27 protein-coding genes are annotated in these 26,254 nt (G+C 41.7%); 12 read left to right on the top strand and 15 right to left on the bottom strand.

The features are described 5' to 3' along the window. The first annotated feature begins 49 nt into the window (after positions 1–49). Positions 50–529 carry an Hsp20/alpha crystallin family protein gene (locus MHH68_RS03680; protein WP_339165189.1) on the top strand — a complete coding sequence of 160 codons (480 nt, stop codon included), beginning with the start codon at positions 50–52 and terminating at the stop codon, positions 527–529. On the opposite strand, the gene MHH68_RS03675 is transcribed toward MHH68_RS03680, so the two are convergent. After that, entirely contained in the window at positions 510–737 is a 228-nt protein-coding gene (locus MHH68_RS03675) for a hypothetical protein (protein WP_058015468.1), read from the bottom strand. The two genes, MHH68_RS03680 and MHH68_RS03675, sit on opposite strands and share 20 nt — an antisense overlap. 92 nt (positions 738–829) lie before the next feature. On the opposite strand from MHH68_RS03675, the gene MHH68_RS03670 reads away from it, so the two are divergent. Next, positions 830–1,174: a hypothetical protein gene (locus tag MHH68_RS03670; protein WP_323641413.1), complete on the top strand. Its 345-nt coding sequence runs from the start codon at positions 830–832 to the stop codon at positions 1,172–1,174. Between the two features lie 5 nt (positions 1,175–1,179). Here MHH68_RS03670 and MHH68_RS03665 read toward each other — a convergent pair whose 3' ends face one another. Continuing rightward, positions 1,180–2,595, bottom strand: coding sequence for a DASS family sodium-coupled anion symporter (locus MHH68_RS03665; RefSeq protein WP_058015469.1), 1,416 nt, complete (start codon positions 2,593–2,595; stop codon positions 1,180–1,182). Positions 2,596–2,855: 260 nt separating this feature from the next. On the opposite strand from MHH68_RS03665, the gene MHH68_RS03660 reads away from it, so the two are divergent. Together MHH68_RS03660 and MHH68_RS03655 are read left to right on the top strand one after the other, a co-directional pair. Then, on the top strand, positions 2,856–4,895 hold the full coding sequence (locus MHH68_RS03660) for a penicillin-binding transpeptidase domain-containing protein (RefSeq protein WP_268497704.1): 2,040 nt from the start codon (positions 2,856–2,858) through the stop codon (positions 4,893–4,895). Positions 4,896–5,029: 134 nt separating this feature from the next. Then, entirely contained in the window at positions 5,030–6,268 is a 1,239-nt protein-coding gene (locus MHH68_RS03655) for an MFS transporter (RefSeq protein ID WP_268497706.1), read from the top strand. 35 nt (positions 6,269–6,303) lie between these two features. Here the strand turns inward: MHH68_RS03655 and MHH68_RS03650 are convergent, their stop codons facing one another. From MHH68_RS03650 to rfbF, 5 genes are read right to left on the bottom strand one after another with little or no spacing between them, the layout of a single operon-like run. Continuing rightward, positions 6,304–7,233, bottom strand: a complete 930-nt coding sequence (locus tag MHH68_RS03650) for a putative nucleotide-diphospho-sugar transferase (protein ID WP_061407060.1) — start codon at positions 7,231–7,233, stop codon at positions 6,304–6,306. Beyond that, on the bottom strand, positions 7,234–8,424 hold the full coding sequence (locus MHH68_RS03645) for a glycosyltransferase family 2 protein (protein ID WP_058015472.1): 1,191 nt from the start codon (positions 8,422–8,424) through the stop codon (positions 7,234–7,236). After that, complete coding sequence (locus tag MHH68_RS03640) at positions 8,421–9,332, bottom strand: putative nucleotide-diphospho-sugar transferase (RefSeq protein WP_306011825.1); 912 nt, start codon at positions 9,330–9,332, stop codon at positions 8,421–8,423. Before MHH68_RS03640 ends, MHH68_RS03645 begins: the two co-directional genes overlap by 4 nt. A 12-nt stretch (positions 9,333–9,344) precedes the next feature. Beyond that, the gene (locus MHH68_RS03635) at positions 9,345–10,316 is read right to left on the bottom strand and encodes a GDP-mannose 4,6-dehydratase (protein ID WP_041816148.1); all 972 of its coding nucleotides are present in this window, start codon (positions 10,314–10,316) and stop codon (positions 9,345–9,347) included. Between the two features lie 4 nt (positions 10,317–10,320). Continuing rightward, entirely contained in the window at positions 10,321–11,085 is a 765-nt protein-coding gene (gene rfbF / locus MHH68_RS03630; protein WP_169057302.1) for a glucose-1-phosphate cytidylyltransferase, read from the bottom strand. 354 nt (positions 11,086–11,439) lie between these two features. Here rfbF and MHH68_RS03625 point away from each other — a divergent pair, with 354 nt between their 5' ends. Together MHH68_RS03625 and MHH68_RS03620 are read left to right on the top strand one after the other, a co-directional pair. Further along, positions 11,440–11,589: a DUF1540 domain-containing protein gene (locus tag MHH68_RS03625; RefSeq protein WP_003213883.1), complete on the top strand. Its 150-nt coding sequence runs from the start codon at positions 11,440–11,442 to the stop codon at positions 11,587–11,589. A 198-nt stretch (positions 11,590–11,787) separates the two neighbouring features. Beyond that, entirely contained in the window at positions 11,788–12,867 is a 1,080-nt protein-coding gene (locus MHH68_RS03620) for a DUF3900 domain-containing protein (RefSeq protein WP_012009211.1), read from the top strand. 64 nt (positions 12,868–12,931) lie between these two features. Here the strand turns inward: MHH68_RS03620 and MHH68_RS03615 are convergent, their stop codons facing one another. Next, positions 12,932–14,131, bottom strand: coding sequence for an MFS transporter (locus MHH68_RS03615; RefSeq protein ID WP_268497711.1), 1,200 nt, complete (start codon positions 14,129–14,131; stop codon positions 12,932–12,934). Between the two features lie 103 nt (positions 14,132–14,234). Here MHH68_RS03615 and MHH68_RS03610 point away from each other — a divergent pair, with 103 nt between their 5' ends. Then, entirely contained in the window at positions 14,235–15,143 is a 909-nt protein-coding gene (locus MHH68_RS03610) for a LysR family transcriptional regulator (RefSeq protein WP_061407054.1), read from the top strand. Positions 15,144–15,176: 33 nt separating this feature from the next. Here MHH68_RS03610 and MHH68_RS03605 read toward each other — a convergent pair whose 3' ends face one another. After that, positions 15,177–15,656 carry a YbaK/EbsC family protein gene (locus MHH68_RS03605; RefSeq protein WP_144521521.1) on the bottom strand — a complete coding sequence of 160 codons (480 nt, stop codon included), beginning with the start codon at positions 15,654–15,656 and terminating at the stop codon, positions 15,177–15,179. Positions 15,657–15,801: 145 nt separating this feature from the next. On the opposite strand from MHH68_RS03605, the gene MHH68_RS03600 reads away from it, so the two are divergent. Further along, positions 15,802–17,001 (top strand): MFS transporter, encoded by a 1,200-nt coding sequence (locus MHH68_RS03600; protein ID WP_268497713.1) that lies wholly within the window; start codon positions 15,802–15,804, stop codon positions 16,999–17,001. A 17-nt stretch (positions 17,002–17,018) separates the two neighbouring features. Here the strand turns inward: MHH68_RS03600 and MHH68_RS03595 are convergent, their stop codons facing one another. Further along, a complete protein-coding gene (locus MHH68_RS03595) occupies positions 17,019–17,750 on the bottom strand; it encodes a MurR/RpiR family transcriptional regulator (protein WP_268497714.1) in 732 nt (243 codons plus the stop codon). A gap of 199 nt (positions 17,751–17,949) precedes the next feature. Between MHH68_RS03595 and MHH68_RS03590 the strand changes: the two genes are divergently transcribed. Then, the gene (locus tag MHH68_RS03590) at positions 17,950–19,278 is read left to right on the top strand and encodes a 6-phospho-beta-glucosidase (RefSeq protein ID WP_268497715.1); all 1,329 of its coding nucleotides are present in this window, start codon (positions 17,950–17,952) and stop codon (positions 19,276–19,278) included. A 32-nt stretch (positions 19,279–19,310) separates the two neighbouring features. On the opposite strand, the gene MHH68_RS03585 is transcribed toward MHH68_RS03590, so the two are convergent. Then, positions 19,311–19,958, bottom strand: coding sequence for a DUF3885 domain-containing protein (locus MHH68_RS03585; RefSeq protein ID WP_268497716.1), 648 nt, complete (start codon positions 19,956–19,958; stop codon positions 19,311–19,313). A 113-nt stretch (positions 19,959–20,071) separates the two neighbouring features. On the opposite strand from MHH68_RS03585, the gene MHH68_RS03580 reads away from it, so the two are divergent. Continuing rightward, positions 20,072–20,272: a hypothetical protein gene (locus MHH68_RS03580; protein WP_061407050.1), complete on the top strand. Its 201-nt coding sequence runs from the start codon at positions 20,072–20,074 to the stop codon at positions 20,270–20,272. A 10-nt stretch (positions 20,273–20,282) separates the two neighbouring features. Here MHH68_RS03580 and MHH68_RS03575 read toward each other — a convergent pair whose 3' ends face one another. Continuing rightward, positions 20,283–21,197: an NAD(P)/FAD-dependent oxidoreductase gene (locus tag MHH68_RS03575; protein ID WP_339165177.1), complete on the bottom strand. Its 915-nt coding sequence runs from the start codon at positions 21,195–21,197 to the stop codon at positions 20,283–20,285. Between the two features lie 66 nt (positions 21,198–21,263). Next, positions 21,264–21,701, bottom strand: a complete 438-nt coding sequence (locus MHH68_RS03570) for an Rrf2 family transcriptional regulator (protein ID WP_106031366.1) — start codon at positions 21,699–21,701, stop codon at positions 21,264–21,266. Between the two features lie 182 nt (positions 21,702–21,883). Here MHH68_RS03570 and MHH68_RS03565 point away from each other — a divergent pair, with 182 nt between their 5' ends. Further along, positions 21,884–22,255, top strand: coding sequence for a hypothetical protein (locus tag MHH68_RS03565; RefSeq protein ID WP_024718616.1), 372 nt, complete (start codon positions 21,884–21,886; stop codon positions 22,253–22,255). 115 nt (positions 22,256–22,370) lie between these two features. Here the strand turns inward: MHH68_RS03565 and MHH68_RS03560 are convergent, their stop codons facing one another. Together MHH68_RS03560 and MHH68_RS03555 are read right to left on the bottom strand one after the other, a co-directional pair. After that, a complete protein-coding gene (locus MHH68_RS03560) occupies positions 22,371–23,696 on the bottom strand; it encodes a 6-phospho-alpha-glucosidase (RefSeq protein WP_180309429.1) in 1,326 nt (441 codons plus the stop codon). Positions 23,697–23,713: 17 nt separating this feature from the next. After that, positions 23,714–25,303, bottom strand: a complete 1,590-nt coding sequence (locus MHH68_RS03555) for an alpha-glucoside-specific PTS transporter subunit IIBC (protein WP_339165174.1) — start codon at positions 25,301–25,303, stop codon at positions 23,714–23,716. 148 nt (positions 25,304–25,451) lie between these two features. Here MHH68_RS03555 and MHH68_RS03550 point away from each other — a divergent pair, with 148 nt between their 5' ends. Continuing rightward, positions 25,452–26,216 (top strand): MurR/RpiR family transcriptional regulator, encoded by a 765-nt coding sequence (locus tag MHH68_RS03550; protein WP_339165172.1) that lies wholly within the window; start codon positions 25,452–25,454, stop codon positions 26,214–26,216. The last annotated feature ends 38 nt before the right edge of the window (positions 26,217–26,254 follow it).

The raw sequence follows: 26,254 nt of genomic DNA, 5'->3' as shown, positions 1-26,254 counted from the left end.
TATAGGTATATGCAAGCACCCATCAAGTATGTTAACAGGAGGTCTTCACATGGACTTCGAAAAAATGAAGCAGTGGATGGATATTGCCCAGCAAATGCATGGGGACGATTTTTGGAAAATGATCTTCGATGATGAGCAAAGATCTCCTTTTATGGCAAATGGTCCATCTCCATTTACGTTCACGCAGCAGGATCAGCGCGGCCCAGATGCGTCGTTCCCACCAATCGACATGGTGGAAACCGCGACAGAAATTCAGTACTTAATTTATTTGCCTGGCTACCGAAAGGAAGATGTACAAGTGTTATCATATGGCGAATATTTGGTTGTGAAAGGACAGCGTTTTTCCTTTTTTAATGAGCAGGATTTTCGCCAAAAGCAGGGGAAGTATGGTCCGTTTGAAAAGAAAATTCGGCTCCCAGATATGATTCTTGGCCAAATGAATGCAGCCTTTAAAGACGGTGTGCTTTATATCAGGCTGCAAAAAGATGAAGGAAAAGCGACTGCTATTATCATAGATGACGAATATTGATACTCACGGCGTCAATTTGATCACGATCATCAATCGATTCAATCGGCAGGATCGTGATCACGCCATCAGCATTCTGTTCCCCAAAACCATTGTTTCTTTTAATCGTACTGCAATGATTACAAACAAACGTCGAACCAAACGTCATGGACGATCCTGTGCCCATCGAGTTCGTTTTCATATGGGCAATGTGTATATGAGTAGGCAGCATGTGCTTCTCCCCTTTCTTGTCATCTCTATAAGTATATATCTCACAGCTTTTCCATAGACTAGATCAAGGCAGAAGAAAAGGTTGTGGTCTACTTGAAACATTTCATTCTATCACTCTTTAAAAAAACTGAATCCAGTCCATCCCCCTCTGTCAGTGAGCTGGAAAAAAGGCTCACCGCTCTTGAGCAAAAAATGTCTGCACCAGCTTCCCCTGTCTCAGAGGATACACACATTCATATTGAATCCCTGCATGTGGACAAAATTGATTACCATTTGGAGTTTGGTGAGCTTTCCATTGACCAGCTTCAAGGCAGACTCAATATTGGGGCAACCTATTACACGCCAAAGGACACTCACATCAAAAAATCAACACCACAACCAAAGCCAAAAGAAACAAAAACACCGACGGTCTCGATTCGATCAAAGCCACCTTCGTAACCCGCTCAGCTTTTAAGCACAGCCGGGAGCCAGAAATACACCGCAAGGACAATCACCACAATACTCATGATATTTAACCAAAAGCCCGCCTTGACCATATCTGATATTTTCAGCACGTCTGCACTAAAAACAGCGGCATTTGGCGGTGTGGAAATCGGCAGCATAAACGCACAAGAAGAAGCCAAAGCAGCCGCAGCCATTAACCCATAGGGCTCGATACCAATCGCAAGCCCAAGCCCTACTGTAATCGGAATGATCATATTGGCAACAGCTGTATTTGACATAATCTCCGTCATAAACAAAATTGCTCCCGTTAAAATGATCAATAGCATGAGATAAGAAAGACCATTTAAATGCTGTAGATTTTCCCCGATCCACCCTGTTAAATTGGTTTCTGCAAAGCCCGTAGCGAGCGAAAGCCCACCTCCAAACAAAAGCAACAGCCCCCACGGCAGCTGTTTCATATCCTGCCATTCTAATATTCTCTCACCGTTTGTTGCTGGAATGAGAAATAATAGCATGGCACCAAAAATGGCGATGGATGTATCGGATACGGCGGCTCCTCCAAACAAAAAGAGTTTAAAAATCCACAAAAACGCCGTCATGAGAAAAACAGCAAACACCCATTTCTCCTCTTGTTTCATTTTCCCTAAATTCTCTAATCCCTCTCGTATGAACGTTACACTCATTTCACCTGTGTGCTCTACCTTGAACTGTACCTTGGTCAAATACAGAAATAAGAGAATGAGCAGAATCATCGCAACAGGAAAGCCAAACAAAAACCATTCAAAAAACATAATTTCCCGATCTAATAGCTTTTTTGACATCGCAGCAAACACAGCATTTGGCACAGATCCGACAAGTGTTGCCAGACCACCAATTGACGCTGAATACGCAACCGACAATAAAATGCTTTTACTGAATCGCTCAAGAGATGGACCAGCTAAGATATCATTAGCCTTGACCTCTTTAATCACAGCCAGTGCCACCGGGAGCATCATCAGGGCTGTCGCTGCATTTGAAATCCACATAGATAAAAAAGCAGTCGCGATCATGACTCCTAATACAATGCGGTCACTTCGTGTGCCAATCACCCTTAAAATGTGTAAGGCCATTCTTCTATGCAGATTCCATTTTTCAATGGCAATTGCGATCATAAATCCTCCCATGTACATAAAAACGATCGGATCTCCATAAGCTCTTGATGTTTGTTCCATCGAAAGCCCGCCAAGTGTCGGCAGTAAGATGATGGGCAATAAAGATGTTGCAGGGATGGGCAGTGCTTCTGTCACCCACCATGTAGCCGTCCAAGCGGTAATGCCCAAGACTACCCTCGCAGCATAGGTCAATTCATTTTCAGGTATGAGAAAAAGAATGAGCAAGAAGAGTGCCGGTCCAAGAACAAGTCCAATCACATTCACCTTTTTATAAACGATAACAATTCCCCCCTATTGAAAGCGCTTGTATATTTTTCTATTTTCCACATTCGATGATCTCTTAAGAAATCCTTTAAATCATAAGAAAAAATGAAGATATCTTTCATAGAAACAAGCTATCATTTTCATCCCTTTCCCAAAACCTTGACATCGTGCCTTGGTCTATTTTCATAGGATAAACTATACAAATCATGTGCAATCACTGTAAAATATAGAAGATCTAATCAAAAATTGAGGTGTTTTCATTGTATACAGATCAACGAAAATCAATTTGGAAACAGAAAAAAGTCATCATTCCCATTCTTAGTATCATCGTAGTTGCTGCTGCTTTCTTTTTCTTAAAAGATTCTCTTTTCTCAAAAGAAAAAGAGGCTTTAAAAGCGGCTCAATCCTTTACAAAACAATTGGAGAAGAAAGACTTTACAAAGCTGGCTGATGAGGTGACAAGTGCGTCTTTGGAAGCCAATCACTTTTCAAAAAAACAACTAGCCGAAAAATACGACAATATCTTCAACGGAATTGGTGCTCATGATCTGAACATATCAAAGCTTAACGTCGAAAAACAGGACAAAGGAAATGGGTATCAATTTTCCTATGATGTAACAATGAAAACGTCATTTGGCAAGCTGCACAAGCTTTCTTACAAGGGCGTTCTCTCAGAAGAAGATGACAAATGGAAAGTCGACTGGAAACCAAATCTCATCTTCCCGCAAATGGAGAAGGGAGATACCATCAAAGTCAAATCAGACCCTGCTGTCCGCGGAAATATCGTCGACCGAAAAGGACGTACCCTAGCAGAAACAACTGGTGGAAGCGCACTTGGCATCATCCCAGGAAAGCTTGGCACAGGGGAAGAAAAAGAACGCAATATCAAAAAAATCAGCAAGGCATTTGATATAGATGAAGAACTAATCGACAATCAGCTAAAACAAGCATGGGTCACAGACGACACGTTTGTCCCGCTCAAATCAATGTTAGAACAGAAGCCGATTCCAAAGGATATAAAAGGCGTCACCTATCAATCAAAGGAAATGCGTTACTATCCTTATAACGAAGCCGCCGCCCATCTCACCGGCTATGTCGGGAAAGCAAATGCAGATGATATCAAAAGAAATCCGGCATTAAAAGCAGATCAAATCATCGGCAAAACCGGCCTTGAATTCGCATTTGACAAAAATTTACGCGGACAAGATGGCGGAAGCATTTTGATCGTCCATGATGAAACAGGCATTGAAGAAACATTGCAAAAGTCAGATCGACAAGATGGAAAAACAGTGAAGCTGACCATTGATGCCTCTTTACAGAAAAAAGCCTATAAACAGATGAAAGGTGAAAAAGGGGCCGTTACCATCATGAATCCATCATCAGGGGATCTATTAGCGCTTGTCAGCTCTCCTTCCTATGATGTCAATCTCATGACAAACGGGATCACACCTAAGCAATATCAGGCATACAGTGAAAACCCAGATCTCCCATTCCAAGCCCGGTATGCGAGCCGGTATGCACCAGGGTCTACATTCAAAACCATTACAGCAGCCATTGGGCTGGAAACAGGTGTCACAAAGCCTAATAAAGTACGCACCATCCATGGACTGAAATGGCAAAAGGATCAATCTTGGGGCAATTATCGAATTACACGGGTTCACGATAAAGAAAACGTAAATATGGTTGATGCCCTCGTGTACTCAGATAATATTTACTTCGGACAAGAAGCACTGGAAATTGGCAAAGATACCTATGAGAAAAAAGTGAAGACATTTGGATTTGGCGAAGATTTGCATATGCCATTTACAATGAAACCAGCACAAGTATCGAACGACGGCATTCAATCGGACATCTTACTTGCTGACTCAGCATACGGTCAAGGCGAATTACTCATGTCACCGATTGAACAAGTACATGCCTATTCTCCATTTGCAACTGGAGGCAAGCTTGTCTATCCTCGAGTCGTTCAAGATGAGAAAACAGCATCATCAAAACAAATCATCAAAGAAGACTCGGCAAATACAGTGAAAGACGCGCTCACTCAGGTCGTGACGAGTCCAAACGGTACAGCTCACTCCTTACAAATTGAAGGAGCTGATATCGCCGCTAAAACAGGAACGGCAGAACTGAAGAGCAAGCAAGGAGCAACAGACGGTTCTGAAAATGGATTTTTACTTGCATTTAATCCTAAAAAAGAAGATTACGTCCTCGTCGGTATGATTGAAGATGTAAAAAACCGCGGCGGTAGTGGACTCGTCATTCAAAAAATGAAGCCTGTCATCGCATCTTTTTATAAGTAACCGTTTAGAGACACAAGCACTTGTGTCTCTTTTTTCTAAATCATGACAATTTGCTATTGTTTTATAGTTCACCTTATGAATAAAATGAGAAGAATGCAAAATTGAAAACAGTTGAATGAAAGGAGGAAGTCTCATTGGCTATTGCTGCACGTACAAAGGATAAACCTCAACATTCTGTCACTGGATCAACGGTTTATCCCATTTTATTGATTATTGGCATTTGTCATATGCTCAATGACACTTTGCAAGCCGTTATTCCTGCGATGTTCCCTATTTTAGAACGCTCAATGGGGCTGACCTTTACACAATTAGGGCTGATTGCCTTTACATTAAATATGGTCTCCTCTGTGATGCAGCCCGCTATTGGGTGGTACACAGATAAAAGGCCGATGCCTTATGCACTCCCGATTGCTTTATTTACTAGTGCTGTCGGTATATTCGGGCTTGCATTTGCGCCTTCCTTTGCCACCATATTACTTTGCGTTGTCTTTATCGGACTCGGCTCTGCTATTTTCCATCCAGAGGGCTCTCGTGTTGCCAACATGGCAGCTGGTCCAAGACGAGGACTTGCACAGTCCATCTATCAAGTAGGCGGAAATACAGGTCAAGCCTTTGCTCCGCTGATCGCTGCATTAATGCTCGTCCCTCTCGGTCAGCCAGGCGTGGCTTGGTTTACGATTGTTGGAATGATGGCTGTCGGTTTCCTTCTTTATATTTCAAGATGGTACGCAGGAAGACTTCAAACCATTCGAGCTCAAGCGAAAAAAGCTCCAGCAAAAGCTGCAAGATCCGATATTCACCGCAAATCAGCACTCACAGCACTTGGCATTATCGTCTTTCTCATCTTTGCCCGCTCTTGGTATGGAAATGCGATATCGAATTTCTATGCGTTTTATGCGATTGAACAATATGGATTGACGATTAAAGAATCACAGACTTATATTTTCTTATTTCTCATTCTAGGTGCAATTGGGACATTTTTAGGCGGGCCGCTTGCAGACCGCTTCGGCAAGAAAACCGTGATTTTAATTTCCTTATTGGCATCCTTTCCACTTGCCTTGCTGCTGCCATTTGCCGGACCTGTTTTTGCTTATGTTTTACTTGGATTAATTGGGGTTATTCTGACATCAAGCTTCTCTGTCACAGTCGTTTATGCTCAAGAACTATTTCCCGGGAAAATTGGCACAATGTCTGGTTTAACGGTTGGGCTTGCGTTTGGTATGGGTGCAATCGGATCGGTCGCTCTAGGCTCATTCATTGATGCCTTCGGTTTAACACCTACCATGATCGGAGTCGCTTTTTTACCGATATTAGGCATCCTGGCCTTCTTACTACCTAGTGATCAAACCATCTCCAAATGGAATGAATCATAAAAAGGAAAAAACCGCTCAGTGATTGAGCGGTTTTTTCATATCTCATAAAAATGCGTATCAGGAACGTGCTTCTTTGCAATAAACCCTTGCTGAAATTCTGGAAAGACCTTTTGCACCTGTTTAATTTTTTGATGAATTAAATCAGCATACGGAATATAGAGATGATCCACTAAATTTTGTTCTGTCATATAGTAATACCAATTCAGATTAAAGGTATTCTCATCAATGATCGTAAAGGCAGAAAAATGATAGAACAAGAGTGGACATTCGTCGAGATACATATCCCCTTTTACAACGGAAAGCTTGTAGTTTTCAATATTCCAAATCGCGGCATTGGCTCCTTTTGAGGTCACGACATGGACCCCTTCAAAATCATCGATCCATCTTTCAACATACCGCTGATCTCCATACGTCTTATTTTTTGTATCCATTTCGACTGTACAGTGTGCAAGACAGTTTTCCTTCCATTGTGTGATCGCCTGTTTGGCAACGTCTGTGTTGCGGCAGCCGACAAATCCAGTATTAAAGCGGCCGGACAACTCATAAAAGTGATAGAACCGCTCAGAATTCATATGATCCGTCAAAAATAAATGAGCAAGGGGATTCTCAGCAAAAATCGCCTCTGGATCATGATAAAAATACAAATCCGTATCCAAATGGGCGAGATAATCTGCTTCTGAGGATTCAAAGATTTTGAGCAGAAAAGCTGGCTTTAACGTCCAGCAATACTCATGGAACGTCCGATCACCCTTTGCCTTTCGCAGCTTGGCATCTTCAATATCTTCAAGTTGTTCATATTGAACGTGCGGATGAGGAAATTCACTTAACACCTTGTAAGCCAAAGGGTCTGCACATAAAACCGACAGCTTGAATGAATGAGCGGTTTGTTCAAGCGAATGAATGAGCGCCAAAAGCTTAAAAACATGGGTATTCGACACAATGGTTGTAAAATGATAAGACGCCATCTACAACACATCCACTTGAAACAAATCAACGCGTAATAGCTCTTTCGTCAGCCCTTGAATGGCTTCTACAAGCACTGTGCAGCCATATTCGTGCCGTGCAAGCTGCGCTGCCTCTGACAGCTTTTTCAAAGGGACATGTCTAGCGGTTAGCTGATCTTTATTATCGCGTTTGACGCCCACATTCCGCTCTGTGATCAAATGAAGCAGCTCTAAAAAATAAGAGAGCAGACCATCGAATACTGGATTTTCACGCAGCTGCCGAACCTCTTTTACAATGTCATTTGTGACGGTGTGTGAAAACGGACCAGAGAAAGCCAGATGGACATCAATGGCATCAATATTGTTGTACTTCTCGCACATATACAAAATGTTATATTTGATGTCATCAAATGAAGTTAAATTACTTGGATGTTCCTGATGCACGCTCATGATATCCTCTCGCAATTCAAAGGAGAGACCAAGCTGATGCAGACGAATGCCTAAATCATAATCTTCGAACCCGTACCGAACGATATGTTCATCAAACATCCCGAGCGCGATGACATGCTTGCGTTTGACAGAGGAGTTATTCGTAATAAAAAATCGCCACGGCAGCTCATAAGAGCCTAAATCATAATTGTACGTGCGCAAAATGTCTTTGAGAATATCAATAAACTCAGACTGCAAATCAAAGCTTTTCTCTAGAAATGCACCATTCTCCACTTCTTGCATGGATAAAAGAGGCGTTTTATCTTTCATTTTCCGCTCATACAAGCCTTGTTTTTTCAATCGCTTGATATGATCCTTATCAAATGCTTCGTAAAAATAACGATAAATCCGCTTCCAGCATACACCACAAATGACAAGGTCCTCTTGATCAGCATGTGCCTCCGCATGCTTTTGAATAAATTGCGGCTCTGCCAGCATATCGCTGTCATGGAATATCAGCAGGTCTCCCTCCGCCTCGCGAATGGCATGATTGCGACCCTTGGCAATCCCTTGATTCACAGGAATACGTACTTTTTTAAATGGGAAATTCACCTCAATGTTCTCCAGCATTTCCATCGTGCCGTCCGTTGACCCATTATCGGCGACAATGACCTCAAACGGAATATCCGTATCCTGAAGCGTTAAGGAAAAAAGACTTCCTTCTAAACGCTCCTTAGCGTTATAGCTCGGAATAATGACGCTTACCTTTGGCTTTTCATTCATGCGCCATCCTCCTCCAATTTGGCATAGCCGTTAAACAGCGGATCGATCTGCTCAACAGATTCAATCACATGGCGCAGCACGTTTCGATAGGCTTCTTGGAAAAACGGCAGATCATCTCTTCCCTTCTCATGGATTTGCTGCATCTCATCCTTGCTCACGATGCGAAAGCCGCTGAAATGATAGCAAATGAGCGGATGCCCATCATCCAGCAAAATCCGTCCATTTTCTTCCCGATAAGAATGCTGCCCATAGTTCCAATGACCAATATTCACGCCTTTTGTTTGAATATCTTCCACTTTTTCAAACAGCTTCGGCATATGATCGAGATATCCTTGATCGCCAAACTTTCCTTCGCCGGGCGCATTTTTGCATTCCTTCAAGCATTCTTCCTTCCACCAACTAAGGCATTTCCGGCCAGCTTCATCTCCTTTAAAATGCAGGAAGCCTGAGTTATAGCGGCCTAAAAGCTTCTGAAGCATCTTCACTTCCTCAGGATCGAAGCTCGGAATTACAATATCCCCTCTCGAAAGTAAAACAGAGGCTTCCGGCTGATGTTGAAAAATCACTTGCGGGCTCTCATAAAAGAACAAATCCGCATCAAGATAGGTTACGCCCTCTGCCTGCTCCTGTTCAAATAACCACTCAATCCACATCGGCTTTAACGTCCAGCAATATTCAGAGGCATCCCGTTCCTCTTTTTTCTCCAGCAGCTCCGGGGTTTCGAGCTCCCGTACATGAACGAGATCGACATGAGGAAAATTCATTTGTTGAAGCAGATCAAATGCAGCATCATCCATACATAACGTCTTGATGACAGCATCATCTTCTACTTGCTTCAATGATAAGAAAAACGCAACGGCTTGATAAAGTCTTCCACTTGATAGAACCGTACAATATATGCTGTTCATCTACTTACACCTCTATTTTTGAAAGAATTCGCGGTACCATTCAATCGTCTTCTCTAACCCTTCATCAATGGAGTAGTCAGGCTTCCAATCAAGCAGCTTTCTCGCCTTTTCTGCCGACAAATATTGATGCTTAATCTCATGCGTTCCTTGGTTTAAAATACGAGGCTTCAGTTCACTGCCCATTGCCTTTAAAATCTTATCCACGAGCTCAAGCACCGTCAGCTGAATTTCATTACTAAAGTTAAATGCTTCTCCGGCGAGCCCTTTTTCCTCCATCTTCTCAGCTAGCAGCAAATAAGCTTTAACCGCATCTTCAATGTAGAAATAATCACGAATAAAAGTCCCATCACTTCTAATTTCAGGCGCTTCTCCTTCCAGCACAAGCTGGATGGTTTGCGGAATGATTCTGTTGAAATTTAAATCCCCGCCTCCGTATAAATTGCCGCAGCGTGTAATACAAACTGGAAGACCATATGTGTTGTAATACGTGTGAGAAATTAAATCTGCACAGCTCTTTGATACGTCGTACGGATGTTTCCCATTTAGCGGCATGTCTTCATCGTATGGAAGCTGCTCCTGATCGCCGTATGCTTTATCACTTGATGCCACGATGACTCGTTTGATCAGCGGCTGTCTTCTGCAAGCCTCCAGCACATTCCATGTCCCTAAAATATTCGCTTCAAATGTAGAAACAGGGTGTCTATTTGCAACCCCAACAATGGCCTGCGCCGCCAAATGGAAGACAGTATCAATTTCATATTCTCCTAACGCACGTTCAATCGTTTGCATATCCTCTAGTGCACCTTGCACCACATTCATCTTTTCAAATTGACTGCCTTGATATAAATTCGACCTTGGCACCTGATCACGCACAAGTCCAGTTACGTTTGCCCCTTGATCAATCAATTCCTTGACGAGATAGCTTCCCAATAGTCCTGTACATCCAGTCACAAATACATTTTTCCCATTCCAAAAACCGCTCATGCCGTCACCAAACCTTCCATGGTTGTTTTCCATTTGTCCACATGCCATTGATTTCCTTCAGGTTCTTGTACGTATCGATCGCTGTCCAAAATCCGTGATGCTCATAAACCGCAAGCTCTCCATCATTCGCCAAATTTTGAAGAGGCTCCGCTTCAAACACACATTGGTCATCGTCAGTCAAATAGTCAAATACCTTTGGAGACAACACAAAAAATCCTCCATTGATCATCCCGATACTGTCTGTCTTCTCAGAGAAGGATTGTGCCATCCCGTTATATACCTTCAACGTCCCATACTGTGACTTCTTTTCAATTCCTGTGACAGTCGCAGCTGCCCCAAGCTCCTGATGACGCTTCAGCAGATGAAACATATTGATATTGGCAAGTCCATCACCATACGTCATCATGAATGTCTCATCCCCAATGTAGTCCTGTGCCTGCTTTAACCGTCCGCCTGTCATCGTATTCTCACCCGTATCTAAAAAGGTGATTTTCCAGTTCTCTGACTTTCCTAAGAGCTTCATGTCCCCTGTCGCCATATCCAGCTTCATGCTGTGATGCCGCCAGTCGTAGTTCAGGAAATACTCTTTGATCTTCTCTCCTTTATATCCAAGCAATAAGATAAACTCATCTACTCCGTAATACTGATAGATTTTCATAATATGCCATAGAATAGGCCGATCTCCGATCATAGCAAGTGGTTTAGGAAGCGCTTGTGTGACCTCACTCATTCTCGTTCCCTTTCCTCCGCAGAGAATGACTGCTTTCATCTTCTCCCCTCATCTCTCTATGAAAATTTTTGATTGAAAACCTTATCTTTATGCGGAAAATCAGTACATGTACCCTCATACTTTGTCCGACATCAGGTTTTGAATCTACTCTATTCATATGTCAAAATGAGAGAGGGTGCCACCTAGCATTTAACTATTTTTACAAATAAAAAAGAGCGAGATTTGTATTCTCGCTCTTTCAAAGTTTAAATTGTATATTATCAGGGTAGATGGTATGATAAACATGTGCATCAACAGCACAAACAGCCTCTTTTAATTAAGAGACTACTAGATGAAATGAATTCAAGTGGCAGCTTGCTTCATTCTCAATATGAATCACGGAGGTGAATTCCCATGGCACAAAACGTACTTTGTGAAGTGAACTCTTGCCGTTTTTGGGCTGATAACAGCTGTACGGCTTCTACCATTAAAATTGGTAAAAACACAATGACTGATGTGACTCGCAATGCTGAAACTGATTGCGAAACATTTGAAACAAAATAAGTAGTTTTTCTGAGATGAAGGAACTGGCAGGTTCCTTCTTTTCTTTTATCATTCTATCAAGAATGATAATTATTATCAAGTGTTTTTCACTAAACATTTCTCGGGAAATAATGACACGATATTTCTCCATTCGTTGACGATTTTCACTCCTTTTTCTATACTCAACATATCCGAAGAAGAAAAAGTGGTGACCAATCAATGGATTTTACGATACGTTTTCTATCATTCTTTGTCGTAGAAATCGAAGGCAAAGATGAACAAGCAAATAAACGGTTTAAGCATTATCAAACATTAGATCAAGAGGAATTTGAACAAAGTGAGCTGAAGGACTTTTTAGATGGTGAGCTAAAAAAAATCGTCAAACGAAAAGTGGACAGACACCCTAAATCTGAACAAGTACCAACCAAAATTGGCCGATTCATTGTCGAACCTGGTCATGAACTAGATTCAAATCCAAACTACAATTTATTTCATCAGACGAGATTTGCCGATACAAAAGAAGTATTTAATGAATGCAGTGAACAGTTTGTTCGCACGTATTTAGATACAAGTGCTGTCAGAGGCGGCGTTTTTTTAGTTGCGTCTGCCGTTCCTAAAAAGTACTTCGATGACTCCTTTGTCTTTATTATGAAATGCGATTTTGAACAGAAAGTCGCTTCTATCGCTGATACATCTACCTTGATCAAAAAAGTAGAAATGGCGATTACGACAAAAAATATGAAATCGATTCAATACCCGTTTATGCCAGAAGAGGGCATGACAGAGGAAGCTGAAGTGAAAATTCACCAATCCTCACACGCTCGTTATTTTGAGGACTTTCTGAAATTCGTCGAATACGGAGAATCTATGCCTGAAATCATGAAATCCCAGGTCATGAACATGGTGCAGGAACAAGTATTTGAAACATTACAGGATGAAAGTGAAGAATTAAAGCAGTTCGAAGAGGATCTTGAAATATGGGAAGCGAGTGAAAAGCGAGAAATTAGAGAAACACTCGATACAGAACAGGTCACACTAGCAGCTTCTCACATTGTGGAACAAACCCCTGACATCACAATGAAAATGCGTCTAGGTGAAACAGAAATCAAAGGACTTTTAGCCGACTTTGGCCACTCGATCCATATTGCAAAGGTCAACAATCGATATGTCGTGCTCGTTGAAGCAGACCAAATCGTCTTTGAAAAAGGAAGCACACCTGTTGAATTCCATAAACCAAATGGGTTAAAAGAGGTTGTCAGCCAGCTCACGCAAAAAGCCTACGATTCAGACTTAGAATAAGAGAATATGACTGCCTCCTGCGATCAGCTGCATGAGGCAGTTTTTTATATAGCGCTTTATTTTTTTACGCTGCACTAGAAGAAACATGCTGCCCGCCTCTTACCCACATGCTGACAAGCATGAAGCTTATGACGAGCATCAGCCAAAAAACGCTGTTTGTTCCGAAAAACTGAATCAATGTATACCCACACAAAGGTCCTAAAGCAGCCCCCATATCTTGAACAAAAGAATAGCTGGCGAGAAAGCGGTTCTTATCTGTTTGAGCAGAGGCTTTTTGAAAGGCAAGTGTATCGGTGAACGTTGTGACAATCGTTGCCAGCAGCTGAAGCAAAAGCAGCATCAATAGGAACCAGCCGCTTACCTTCAGCATGACCCCAAGAAAACTGAGCCCTCCAAATGAAAGAAACATCCAGCATAGCATTCGTTCCTTCATCACAAGCCGATCAAACCATTTACCCGTTCTCGGTGCGACAAAGGGTTCCCATCCCCACCTGATTGCTTGAATCACACCGCTTAATGCCGAAGCTCCGATGACAAAGCCAAACAGAGTCAATTGATTTTGGTCGATCTTTGCTTCAATGACATGACTCAGCGTGGATGCGAATAAACCTTGGATGATCAGTGCGATCAGCATGCCTGTTATCAGTACTTTAACCACATCTCGTGTAAACCACTTCTGTTTGATGCCCTGATACACCTGCATGCCTTCTCTCTTTTCAATTTCATCCAACGATACATAAAAAATGCACCCCATCAATGTGAGTAAACCAAAGACTAGCGTCATGGACTGGAAGCCGATCAAGCTGGCAAATATTCCGCCACATAACATGCCAAATAAACTGCCGAGCCGGTAAAGCCCATTATAAAGCCCCGTCAAATGTCCTTGTGAGCCTTCGTCCATTTCAGCCAAAACCCTCATCCCGCTCATACGGAGTAATGTCCAAGCAAGCCCCCATGCGCAGCGGCAGATCAATAGCAGCCAAAAGCCGCTCATCCCATATAATATCGTGGTCACTGACGCGATCAAAATCGCGATCAATACGCCTGTCTTCATTGGGATATATCGATAGAGCCACCATACGACAGGTGCTAGCGGGATACGAATGAATCGGTTAATGGACAGCAGTAACCCGACCTCCCAAATGGATGATAAACCAATCTCTTTCCAATAGACCGGGAGAACAATATAGAGCATTGAATCCCCAATAAGTGCAAATGCTGTGATGAGCGATATTGACACAACTTGCTTTTGACGACGATCCATTTTTTCTTCCCCCTTCGCTACCTTTACGATAAGGGATGCCTTATAATAAATCTAATGAATGTTTTTGATTGTTTTATCAAAATAATTGATAGGTGGTGCAAAGTTGAATTTACATGCCCTTCGGATTTTTGCAAAGGTCGCAGAGACAAAAAGCGTCACACAAACTGCAGATGCACTATCTTTAACACAGCCAGCTGTGACGGCTCAGCTTAGAAGCATTGAACGAGAGATCGGATTTCGCCTTTTTAAACGAAACGGCCGAGGCATTGCACTCACAGAAATGGGAAAGATGCTGCAACCTTATGCCCGGCAAGTGTTTGAGGCTGAAAAGGAAGTAGAATATCAGATCACGCTATTACAAAACGGGAAGAAGGGGCGCCTCCGCATCGCTTCTACCTACGTACCACTCAACTTTTTACTGCCTGATTGGCTGGCTGCATTTAAAACGTCAGCTCCACAGACAGAAATTGAATTAAAAAGCGGAAACTCCGCTCAAGTGATAGAGAGCCTGCTTCAATACAAATCAGATGTCGCCATCGCTGTAATTGAAGATTTGCATCATGAGGAGATCGTTACCTCCCATTTGACGAATTTAAACTATGATTTCATTGTGCCAGCAGACCATCCGTTGAACGGAAAAACCGTTCCGCTAGAGCGCCTGAGTCTAGAGCCTTTTTTGATGCGTGAAGAAGGCAGCTCCACAAGAGATAAGCTCTTTTCCCTGTTCACCTCGAAAGGAATAAAAAAACCAACTGTTGATTTACAATTCAGCGGTGTTCATGAAGCGATTCAAATGATCAAAGCTGGCTATGGAATCACGCTTGTTCCCCGTGATGCGGTTCAGGGCAGTCTCAAGCGGAAAGAGATTGGGCGAGTATATATCGAAGGCATAGAAATCGTCAGACCTGTTGTGATCTGTAAACGGACGAATGACCTTGAAGAAAATAGAACCGTGGATGCCTTCCTGCAAATGAAGGGTATCGGTCCATTTAAGGAGCCGGCTGCAAATTAAAAAAGTGCCTGTATGAGAAACAGGCACTTTTTTCTATTCTGCTGGCTGCACGATGTCATACGGTACAGCCTTTGAGGCTTTCACTAATTGTTCTGGTGTGATCAGTATTTCATTTCCCCATTCACCTGCTCCAACACCTAATATTTCTTCCTCTAATAGCGAAGCTTCGATGATGGTGCGGAAACCTTCTGGCTGCCAGCAAAACGGCGGTATTGAACCAATTCGGTAGCCTGTCACTTCTAGAACCTTCTCTGGTGATGCCATTTTAATATTGCGGGAACCAGCCGCTTTCTTTAGTTTCCCTGACTTAATATGCTGGTCTGCGCCAACCATCACAAGCAGCTGCTCCCCTTCCCCTGTTTCAAAAATCAATGTCTTAATCATTTGTCTTTCACGAAAACCAAGGGCAGCTGCTACATTTGCTGCTCCCTTCTCTGTTTCGGAAGAAAATGTTTTGATCTCATATGGGATGCTGTTCTGATTCAAGTATTCATGTGCTGGCAGAACTTTCATTGATTTGAACCCCTTTCCTTACGATGTCTTTCATTTAGCTTATCACAATCCTCTCATCCTTAAGATGTATTTTTCAATGAAAAGCCTCTGAGTCGTTCTTCACCATGCTATACTGAACTTGTTTTTGGAAAGGAGCCGGTTGGATATGGGAAATCAGTTTTGGTACTATACAGGCAGTAAAAGCCTTCTCATGCTAAGTGATATTCTATTTGTCATGACGATCACATTTGTGATCTATCAAGATACACAATCTGTTGCGTATGCGGCTTTATTTCCGCTAATAAGAACGCTATGCCAGCTATTAGCTGGGCTCCTCTCTCCTATGTTGGCAGATCACTTTCAAGCAGGCCGGCTGTTGAAATGGGTCCCGCTTTTACGTCTTGGGATGCTCATTGTCTTTACAGCCCAATTTCATTTCTTTCAGCAGCATATGGTTTGGCTATTTGTTGCACTCATTCTCATTTCCATCACAGGCGGATTCATTAGTCCTTTATTACAGGCCATCATGCCGATGCTTGTGCCAGAAAATCAGCTTGTGAAAGCGAACAGTACAGCCTCCATTTTTCAACAAACGGTTCAAATTGCCGGCTATTCGTTTACTGGAATGCTCGTTCTGTTCATTGGTCCCTTTTATTTAATGTGGATCACTTGTTTGATGATAGTGTTATCTTATTTGTTTTTCTTCCCTATATTTCCTCTTCTTCAGCAAGAAGAACCCGTTCGAAAAGTAAATAAAATGAACAGTTTCAAGGATGGCTGGACGATCATTTGGACAAACAAAACAATTCGTACCCTGACCTTTATGGATGTGTGTGAAAATATAGCAGGCGCTGTGTGGATCGGGGCGATTACGCTTGCCTTTGTCACACAAGATTTAAACAAAAGTGAAGATTGGTGGGGGTTTATCAATGCCGCTTATTATACCGGCGCCATTCTAGGCGGGCTCTTGGCTGCGTGGATAAGCCGGTTCATTCAAAAGCAGCTTCTTCTCTTTATGGCAGCTGGTTCATTCATTTATGCAGTGCTGACCATTGTCTACTCACTGAACAGCCTGCCGTGGCTTGCTTTGCTGCTTTGTATTTTAATGGGGCCTGCCTATCAAATTCGGGATGTTTCACAGCAGACTATTCTTCAAACGGAAACGCCAGTCCGAGATTTATCAAAGGTGTACTCGGCTCATTACGTCCTTTCCTCTGTATCTGTCGGTTTATCTATTTTCTTTGTTGGATTGATTGCAGATGCATTCGGAGCGAGGACTGTGTATTTGCTGGGCGGTTTGTTTGTGCTCATCTGTTCCGGTATTGCCTTCCTCTCTTTTATGAGGCAGAAAAAAAAGAGCGGCTGATTCATGCAGCGGCTCTTTTACTTTTCCTTTAACATTGCGAACATATCACGCGCCATCGCTTCTAAAATATACACAACGGGCGTCTGTGTCGTAATATTGGCTCTGTGAACCCGTTCGTCTGTCACGTAATAAGCAATGTTTAAATCAGAAATACGAGAAATTGTACAATGCTGATTGTTTGTAATACTAATGATTGTGCTGCCTTCTCTTTTTAACTTCGAAATATGATCAATCGTAATACTGTTCTCCCCTGATACCGACAGCACAATGGTGACACTATTGTCTAAATACTGCATATTCATCGGGAAAAACGGATCATTGATGTAAAATGAAAATTTCTCAAGACTTGAAAAGTACCTTGCCCCATACTGCGCCAAAATACCAGAGCTGCCCGTGCCAATAAACAGCACATTTTTCGCATCGGCAATGAGCCCTGCTGCCTCTTTAATCTTCCCTTCAAAGTCCCCTTTTAGTGTGCGTTCAATAAATTCATATAGAAAGTGCTGGGTGCTTTTTAAAGTAGGTGTCCGCTCTGATTCTAAATACATTTTAAGTTTCACTTTAAACTCTGAAAAACCCTCACAATTCACTTTTCGGCAAAAGCGAAGGACAGACGAGGTGGAAATATGGGCAGCATCTGCTAAGTCCCGAATTCTCATATACACGACCTTTTCACTGTTTTCCATGATATATCGGTATAGAGCGCTTTCTAATTCATTAAAGCTGGAAATGACCTCACTTGAAAACATCTGACTTCCCCTTTCTCCAACAGCATGTCACAATGTGTTTCTTTTATGTAACAAATCTCTAAATAGGGCACCCTTGCCTAAAGACGCTGAAGTCATTTACGCACGAGATGCTCTCACGATAAGCTATAGATGTACAAACAAAAGAATTGGCTTTTCTCTATTATAACATTGCGCGTTACATTATTCGGAGGTGCAGCACATGGCAAAAGGATTAAAGGTTGTCACAATTGGCGGAGGATCAAGCTATACACCAGAGCTTGTAGAAGGATTTATTAAACGGTACGATGAATTTCCGATTAGCGAGCTTTGGCTTGTCGATATTGAAGCAGGAAAAGAAAAGCTTGAAATCGTCGGAGATCTTGCCAAACGAATGGTGAAAAAAGCAGGACTTCCAATCGAGGTTCATTTAACATTAGATCGCCGAAAAGCGCTTGCGGGCGCTGATTTCGTCACAACACAATTCCGTGTCGGACTTCTTGAAGCACGTATGAAGGATGAACGCATTCCTTTAAAATATGATGTCATTGGTCAGGAAACGAATGGTCCAGGAGGTCTATTCAAAGGACTTCGTACCATTCCAGTGATTCTAGATATTGTCAAAGATATTGAAGAACTATGCCCAGATGCATGGCTTGTGAACTTCACCAACCCAGCTGGTATGGTCACAGAAGCCGTTCTTCGCTATTCAAACCATCGCAAAGTCGTTGGCTTATGCAACGTGCCAATCGGCATTCGCATGGGAATCGCCAAAGGACTTGATGTCGACGCAAGCAGAGTCGAGGTCAGCTTTGCTGGATTAAACCATATGGTCTTCGGACTCAACGTATTCTTAGATGGTAAAAGCATTATGGATCAAGTCATCGAAGACATGGCAGATCCAAACTCTACGATGTCAATGAACAACATTCACGCCATTCCGTGGGATGCTGATTTCTTAAAAGGGCTTGGCGTGATTCCATGTCCATATCACCGCTACTACTACAAAACAAGTGATATGCTGGCTGAAGAAAAGAAAGCAGCAGAGAATGAAGGAACTCGTGCAGAAGTCGTTCGTGCACTAGAAAATGACCTATTCGAGCTTTACAAAGACCCTAATCTTGATATTAAGCCGCCACAGCTTGAAAAAAGAGGCGGTGCTTACTACAGTGATGCAGCGTGTAACTTGATCGCATCGATTTATAACGACAAGCATGACATTCAGCCTGTAAACACGATCAACAATGGTGCCATCAGTGACATTCCAAATGATTCTGCTGTAGAACTGAACTGCGTCATCACAAAAGACGGTCCTAAACCAATCGCTGTTGGCGAAATGCCAGTCGCAGTCAAAGGACTGATTTCTCAAATTAAATCCTTTGAACGTGTTGCCGCTGAAGCAGCCGTGACAGGAGATTACAACACAGCACTTGTCGCAATGACGATCAACCCACTCGTCCCATCAGATGCCATTGCAAAAAGCATCCTAGATGAGATGCTAGAAGCACACAAAGATTATTTACCACAATTCTTCAATAAAGTAGAAGCATAAAACAGAACCGCACTTGTCAAAGTGCGGTTTTCTTATTTCTCTGTAAACAGCTGGTCCATCTGAGGGCGATCATAGTCTAATAGCCAGTGCTGCAAGCCCTCATAGACTGGCCGAAGACGCTCAGCATCTGCCGCAATAAGATCACAGCCTCGATCATCATATAAGTGGAAAATCATCTGTTTTGAGAGATTGATAAGATAAATTTCATAACCAAGCTTCCCGTTCAAAATTTGATTCGGTGCATAAAAGTCCTCTTGGCATATGGCTTGTAGAAGTGGGCGTAATCGGATATCTTGCAGCTTGCAAGTCAGTGTAAATCTCTCCAATGTCAGGGGCTCATCTAGATCTGATCTGACATAGGTCAAAAGCTCGTGACGCAATCGATTGCGTACTTGCCGGCGAACATATTTCTGATAAACTAGGAGCTTTTGCTTCGTTAATTCATGTTCATGCTGCGTATAGACATCCGTGACAAATAGAATATCGTCTTCTGGGTCAAAAGCATATCTGACAATTTTCAAAGCACGATCCCCTGCTTTTTCTAATACAACTGATTTTTCTCCTAATGACCAATCTGCCACTTCAAAGCGAAGTCCAAAAGACCACCCATAAAAAAGAGGCGGCGTGAGGACAAGATTAGGAAAATGACTTTTTAAAAAACTATTCGTTTGATCGCTCATGTCATGTCCTTCCATTGGTTTTATTTCTTATTTTACCGTTGAAATTGATGGAAATACAATTGGAAATAAACTGTCATTTTTTATATGATAGAAAGAGATGGAGGTGTGACCAATTGAAAAAATGGTTTTTACAGGTGTTCCTCACCGCATTGATCACTATGTGGATACAGGCTGGACTTGATCAGGCGAACATCATTCATATCACCAATGTATGGGTCGATGCCAGCAGCTGGATCCTGATCTTCTTTGTTATCTACGCACTTTTTGAATGGACAGCTCACGTCTTAGCAAAAAGGAAAACTGCTCATCGCTGAACATCTCTTTTCATAGAGATGTTTTTTGTTGAAATTCTTCCTGCACAAGTTCATGAATGACGCCCATTCCTGCCTGGCTTCCAGCTGCTGCGGCAAGGACAAGCTGAGCTGGCCCGCCTAAATTGTCACCGCATGCAAAGACACCGCTGACGGTTGTACGTCCAAGAATATCTGTTTCGATACCGCCATTTTTCGTCATTTGACAGCCTATTTTTTCAGCAAATGGAGCTGACTGTTTGAATTCACTTGCGACAAATCCGCCTTCTCTATTCACCGTTTCCCCATTCGCAAGGTGAATAGAGTGCATTTGCCCATTCTCATGATGAATGGACATAATCGGTACATCAATGACTTGGATAAAATGTGCTGATAGCAATGCCTTCTCCTCTTCAGCAAACACTTGCTGTCCATTCGTAAACACGATCAAATCCTTTGTCCAATTGGAAAGAAGTTTAGCCATATGCAAGGCGCGTGGATTCTCAGCAATGAGAGCAAGCGGCTTGTCCTTTAGCTCCCAGCCATCACAGAAAGGACAGCTAAACAACGTCTTTCCATACACTTCATGAATCCCCTTCATCTCTGGCAGTATATCCTTTAGTCCTGTTGCCAATATGATTTTCTTCGCTTCAAATCTTTCTCCCTCTTGTGTCAGTAACGCAAAGTTGTCCTCATTGTTTTGTATCTCAACAATTCTAGTTCGTTTGATTTGGATATTGGGGTAGTTTTGAAGATCTGCTTCGCCCGCTTGTCTGATCTCAAACGGTGTCATCCCATCGTTTGTAATAAACCCATGTGATTCCTGAGTCACTCGATTTCTTGGCATCTTGTCATCGAATACAATGACCTGTTTTCTGCCTCGCCCCACAACAAGTGCTGCACTTAATCCAGCTGGTCCGCCTCCAATAATGGCACAATCTAATAACATATAAATCTCTCCTTTTTATTCAAGACTTTAAAGACTCTTAATATCTATAATTTATTCAAAAAAAAATCACATCTTGAAAAATGGATTTTTTTCTGTCTGCTCAATTTGGCTAGCGATATCAACTAACCGCTTTTGACTAAGCGTTTCCTGCATTTTCATTTCAACATCCTGCATGGCTTGTTCAATCAAACAACCATCATGAGGCATGAAAGAATCATGTTCTAAAGAACAACGAAATAAATTGGTTTGACCTTCTACCGCTTGAATGACGTCTAAAAATGAAATGTCCTCTTTCTTTTTCAGAATGGTGTAACCACCTTTTGCGCCAGGTGTTGATTCAATCAATCCTGCCTTCACAAGCTTTGTTAAAATTTTGGATAAATAAGTGGATGAAAGGTCTTGCATCTTGGCGAGAGGCTCAACGCCAATTGCTTTCCCCTTTGGTGCAAGCGTTAAAAATACCATCGTATGAAGCGCATAGTTGGTTGCTTTAGAATATTTCATCAGACGATTTCCTTTCTATCTATTATAGACCTTTTATATCTGTAATTGATCATAAAAGATTCAAGAAGAAAAAGCAAGTATTGTGGATCTACTTCTTTTTTTCATTCCACATCTCGCATATCCTTCCGATAATAGAGGTAAGCACGAATCAAATTTGATGAAAACTAGAAGGAGTGAACAAAATGTCAGATCAACAGCACAATGCAGCACACGAAGAAGAAGAGGAATTTAACGTATATGACATGCTTCCGCCCGCAGGAACAATCATTGGTGAAGCAACAGAAGAAGAAATGGAAGCTGCGGCAGCATTAGAAGTGAGACATTACGCCTTTATGCGTCTTCAAGACTCGTACATTCAATTTGACGGATCTTCTTATAAAGAATTGCTCAAAGACTTTCAAGAACTAGAATTTGATTCTGCAAAGTTTTGGAGAGCCATCGCACGACGCCTGCAAGTCCCATACGAATGGCCCATACGAATCGACCACGCAAACGGTCCTATTTATATTGGCGAAACAGAGGATAGCCGTGAGGTTGAGGAGAGTGCGGAGTAAGGAAATGTGACCCCCTTTTTGAAAAAGGGGGCTTTTCGTCTCCTTCACAAGCCATCGATTGAAAAAACAAATAAGCAATATGAGCATTGTCACGCCCATATTGCTTATTCTCGTGTTATGTTAACTCTGGCCAAAAGGCTTGATTTGCCACAATTAAGTCATCTAGAATATCTTTTGCTACTTTAGCACTCGGCACCGTTTTCGATAATGTAATAGCCTGCCATAGTTTTTGATAGGACCCTTCTTCAAATGCTTCTACTACTAATTTTTCTACGCCAACTTGCTGCTCCATGAGACTTTTTTGAAATCTAGGAATTTCTCCAACCACTAACTTTTCTGGACCGTTGCTGCCAACGATACAAGGAATTTCGACCATAGCTGTTGGGTCAAAGTTCCTGATTGCGCCATTGTTCTCCACAATCATCAGCATCCGTTCCTTTTTATTAAAAGCAATGGCTCTTGCTAAATCAACGATATAGGAAGCGTGCTCATCAATGGCTAGCTTTGTTTCCTTTGCAGTACCTTTATCAATGATGGCCTGACATTCACTAAAAACAAAGGCTTCCCGTCCCTCCATCACTTCATTGGCACGTGTGAACTCTATATTTGAATGTGCCACTTCTTCATCTGGAAATAGATAGTATTTCAAATACGTATTTGGTACCGTTTTTGGATCAAGTGCTTGAATATCTTTAGCCTTTTTTAATGTGCTGTTCCAGCTCTTCTGCTGTTCTAGTTCAGATGTTCCATCTGCTGCATAACCATGCTGGCTTACATGCTGAATGACCTCAGGCATTAAGCTATTTCCTTTTTTATCTCGAATATCTGTCCACCAGCCAAAATGATTCAAACCATAATAATCTACTTCCAGTTCTTTACGTGAAGATAAGCCTAAATTCTTTGCAATCAATTCTTCAATTCCAATCGGCATATCGCATATGTTTAAAATTTTGGCATTCGGCCTTAGCTTACGTGTTGCCTCTGCTACTATTGCTGCAGGGTTAGAATAGTTTAACATCCAAGCTTCAGGAGAATACTTTTCCATATAATCGACAAGTTCTAAGACACCTGGAATGGACCGCATACCGTAAGCGATTCCCCCTGGACCGCATGTTTCCTGCCCAACGACTCCATGCTTCAATGGAATTTTCTCATCTAATTCACGCATTGCATATTTGCCGACACGGATATGTGCCATCACAAAATCGACTTGAGTAAAGGCTTCTTCTGGGTCAGTACTTGCCAGCAGTCGAACTTCTGGCGCTCGTTCTTTTAACATAATCTCACAAGCATCTGCAATTGTCTTTTGTCTAGTTTCATCATTATCATAAAGTTTAATTGTATGAATTGGGAACTCATCTAAATAGTCTAACAGCATCAAAATGATTCCCGGTGTAAATGTACTTCCGCCTCCAGCGATCGTAATATTAAATGTTTTCATGATATCCAGCTCCTTTTTCAATCTAATGAAAGTTTTGTTTCAAAGGACTCTCTCACTTGCGGTACACTTAAGCCAACGATGATTTGAATGCTTTGACCACTCTTAGCCATTCCATGTGCCAGTTTATTTTTTGTAAAGTATTCTCTATCTTTCACCAAGCTAGGGTCAATCACTGTAATACGCAGACGCGTGGCACAGTTTGTTACATCTTTAATGTTTTCTTTACCGCCAAGGCCTTCTAAGAAATAAACGGCTTTCTCTTCGTACTCAGACGCATAAACGGGCACTTCCTTTTTGTTATGATCCTTTTTATTAGCATTCTCATAATCTTGTTTTGTATATAGCCTCGTCTCCTCCTCATGTTTTCGTCCTGGTAATGGAATATCAAATTTCACAATCACCCATCTAAATATGACAAAATACAATGCTGTAAATAGACATCCAATTGTGGCTTGGATCAGATAAATCCCTCCATGATTTGAAGAGAGCGGAATCCAGTTCAAAGCAGCTATTTCAATAAGCCCGGAACCCATCATTCCGACAACACCAAACATATTCATGATTGTCACCATGGTTGCTCCAAGAAGTGCATGTATGACAAATAAATAAGGCGCGAGAAATAGGAATGTAAATTCAAGTGGTTCTGTAATTCCGGCAAATACCGCTGTTAATGTGGCGGGTAATACCAATGCCAAAACCTTTTTTCTGTTTTCTTTCGGGGTAGAAAAATACATCGCTAGAGCTATCCCTAAACAGCCGAACATCTTAATATTTCCATGCAGTAAAAATCCGTATGGATAAAGATCCTTCAAATCGGAAGTTGAGGTCGCAAATTCATTTAAATGAGCAATCCAATATGGTTTTAACCCTCCATTTACAGCCGCTGGACCAAACTCAAAAGGTGTATAAATAAAATGGTGAAGTCCTGTTGGAATTAACACCCTTTCCAAAAAATGAAACAGCCAGACACCAATATAACCAGACTGTGCCATGAACCCTTGGAGAGAATGAATTCCCTGCTGAACATAAGGCCATACAAAAGCAACGACAAAAGCAATAGGAATCATCACAAAGAATCCGATGATGACAACAAAGACAAGCCCCTGGAAAATCCCGAGCATTTCAGGCAGTTTTTGATCATAAAAACGATTATGAATCCAAATCACAATTCCAGATATCATCACCGCACCAATGATACTTGTATCGAGCGTAGGTATACCCGCAATTTCTTTTACACCCGCTACGTTCTCGACTCCTTGCGATAAATCAACACCAAAAGTGGACGGCCAAAGTGTCAAAATCGCATGAATATAATTATTAAACACAAGATAAATCATCAAAGCTGCGAGCGTCGCACGTGCTTGCGCTTTTTTTGCAAGAGAGATCGGCAAGCCAATCACAAATGCCAGCTCCATATGATTGAAAATCGTCCACCCTCCACTTTCAATCAGTGTCCAAGCCTTATACCACATCGTACCTTCTGCAGCCATATCCCCCATAATCGCTGGATTCTTACATAAAGTCGCAAGGCCGACAACAATACCAAAAAACGCGAATAAAAGGACTGGAACTACCATAGCACTGCCAAATCGCTTGATTGCATTCATAAGCATCACCCCTTTGTTTGATCCATAACACCACTGTAAAGGGAGCGCTTACAAAAACCAATAGGATTGACGTATTTAGAAATCAAGTTGTAACATTAGATTATATTTTCACAGGAAGAAAATATTTTCATGTTGGAGGGTACATCGCATGATATTGGACAAGCTGGTAAATGAATACTTCGAGGATTTAAATAAGAATGACCTGCACATTATTAAAACGATTCACGATCATCTTGAAGAAATGAAGACAATGAAAATTCAGGATCTTGCTCGTTATGCTCATACTTCCATCTCCTCCATCCATCGACTTGCCAAAAAAATAGGTTTCGACGGCTACAGTGACTTAAAGTCTTATGTGAAATTAAATCATCTTACTGAAGAATCAACACAGGATTTAATGAAACTACTCGATCAAGATATAAGGCAGACAAGAAAATATATGGAGCAGCTGGACTTTCATCAATTAAATCAGCTGATTGATCGTGCACCGTATATTTATATTTATGGTACAGGAACTGCACAGCTCGATTTGGCCAATGATGTACAACGGCAGCTATGGTCACTGCATAAGAAATCTCAAGTATTACGAAGCAAGCGAGACTTAACAGATGGAATCATTGAATTTGGTGAGAATGACCTTTTATTTATCATTTCTTTATCAGGCGAATCGAAAAATCTAGATGAAATCATTCAATTAGTGAAAACGAGACATATCAAATTTATCAGTATGACCACATTGAGAAATAACTTCCTTGCACAAAATGCCATGTTTAACATCTATGTAAGCAGCACCCCGTTTCCTTTGTATAACAAAGTGGACAACTCAAGCTTTCTGCCATTTTACATTGTGGTAGATATGATCGTCAGAAAATTTAGTGAGTGGAAATGGAATCAATTGAATAATAGGAATTAAAAATATCAGGTACATTTTTGGATTGAAATGGTGAAAGA

Source organism: Bacillus sp. FSL K6-2841 (assembly GCF_037976435.1).
Taxonomy (GTDB): Bacteria; Bacillota; Bacilli; order Bacillales; family Bacillaceae; genus Bacillus; species Bacillus pumilus.
Note: the sequence above shows the minus strand (reverse complement) of the source record. Positions and strands in the feature narration are given on the sequence as shown.

Coding starts and splice junctions, on each gene's coding strand:
- MHH68_RS03680 (WP_339165189.1), top strand. CDS start 50: ATGGACTTCGAAAAAATGAAGCAGTGGATGGATATTGCCCAGCAAATG.
- MHH68_RS03675 (WP_058015468.1), bottom strand. CDS start 737: ATGCTGCCTACTCATATACACATTGCCCATATGAAAACGAACTCGATG.
- MHH68_RS03650 (WP_061407060.1), bottom strand. CDS start 7,233: ATGGCGTCTTATCATTTTACAACCATTGTGTCGAATACCCATGTTTTT.
- MHH68_RS03645 (WP_058015472.1), bottom strand. CDS start 8,424: ATGAATGAAAAGCCAAAGGTAAGCGTCATTATTCCGAGCTATAACGCT.
- MHH68_RS03640 (WP_306011825.1), bottom strand. CDS start 9,332: ATGAACAGCATATATTGTACGGTTCTATCAAGTGGAAGACTTTATCAA.
- MHH68_RS03635 (WP_041816148.1), bottom strand. CDS start 10,316: ATGAGCGGTTTTTGGAATGGGAAAAATGTATTTGTGACTGGATGTACA.
- rfbF (WP_169057302.1), bottom strand. CDS start 11,085: ATGAAAGCAGTCATTCTCTGCGGAGGAAAGGGAACGAGAATGAGTGAG.
- MHH68_RS03625 (WP_003213883.1), top strand. CDS start 11,440: ATGGCACAAAACGTACTTTGTGAAGTGAACTCTTGCCGTTTTTGGGCT.
- MHH68_RS03620 (WP_012009211.1), top strand. CDS start 11,788: ATGGATTTTACGATACGTTTTCTATCATTCTTTGTCGTAGAAATCGAA.
- MHH68_RS03615 (WP_268497711.1), bottom strand. CDS start 14,131: ATGGATCGTCGTCAAAAGCAAGTTGTGTCAATATCGCTCATCACAGCA.
- MHH68_RS03605 (WP_144521521.1), bottom strand. CDS start 15,656: ATGAAAGTTCTGCCAGCACATGAATACTTGAATCAGAACAGCATCCCA.
- MHH68_RS03600 (WP_268497713.1), top strand. CDS start 15,802: ATGGGAAATCAGTTTTGGTACTATACAGGCAGTAAAAGCCTTCTCATG.
- MHH68_RS03595 (WP_268497714.1), bottom strand. CDS start 17,750: ATGTTTTCAAGTGAGGTCATTTCCAGCTTTAATGAATTAGAAAGCGCT.
- MHH68_RS03590 (WP_268497715.1), top strand. CDS start 17,950: ATGGCAAAAGGATTAAAGGTTGTCACAATTGGCGGAGGATCAAGCTAT.
- MHH68_RS03585 (WP_268497716.1), bottom strand. CDS start 19,958: ATGAGCGATCAAACGAATAGTTTTTTAAAAAGTCATTTTCCTAATCTT.
- MHH68_RS03575 (WP_339165177.1), bottom strand. CDS start 21,197: ATGTTATTAGATTGTGCCATTATTGGAGGCGGACCAGCTGGATTAAGT.
- MHH68_RS03570 (WP_106031366.1), bottom strand. CDS start 21,701: ATGAAATATTCTAAAGCAACCAACTATGCGCTTCATACGATGGTATTT.
- MHH68_RS03565 (WP_024718616.1), top strand. CDS start 21,884: ATGTCAGATCAACAGCACAATGCAGCACACGAAGAAGAAGAGGAATTT.
- MHH68_RS03560 (WP_180309429.1), bottom strand. CDS start 23,696: ATGAAAACATTTAATATTACGATCGCTGGAGGCGGAAGTACATTTACA.
- MHH68_RS03555 (WP_339165174.1), bottom strand. CDS start 25,303: ATGAATGCAATCAAGCGATTTGGCAGTGCTATGGTAGTTCCAGTCCTT.
- MHH68_RS03550 (WP_339165172.1), top strand. CDS start 25,452: ATGATATTGGACAAGCTGGTAAATGAATACTTCGAGGATTTAAATAAG.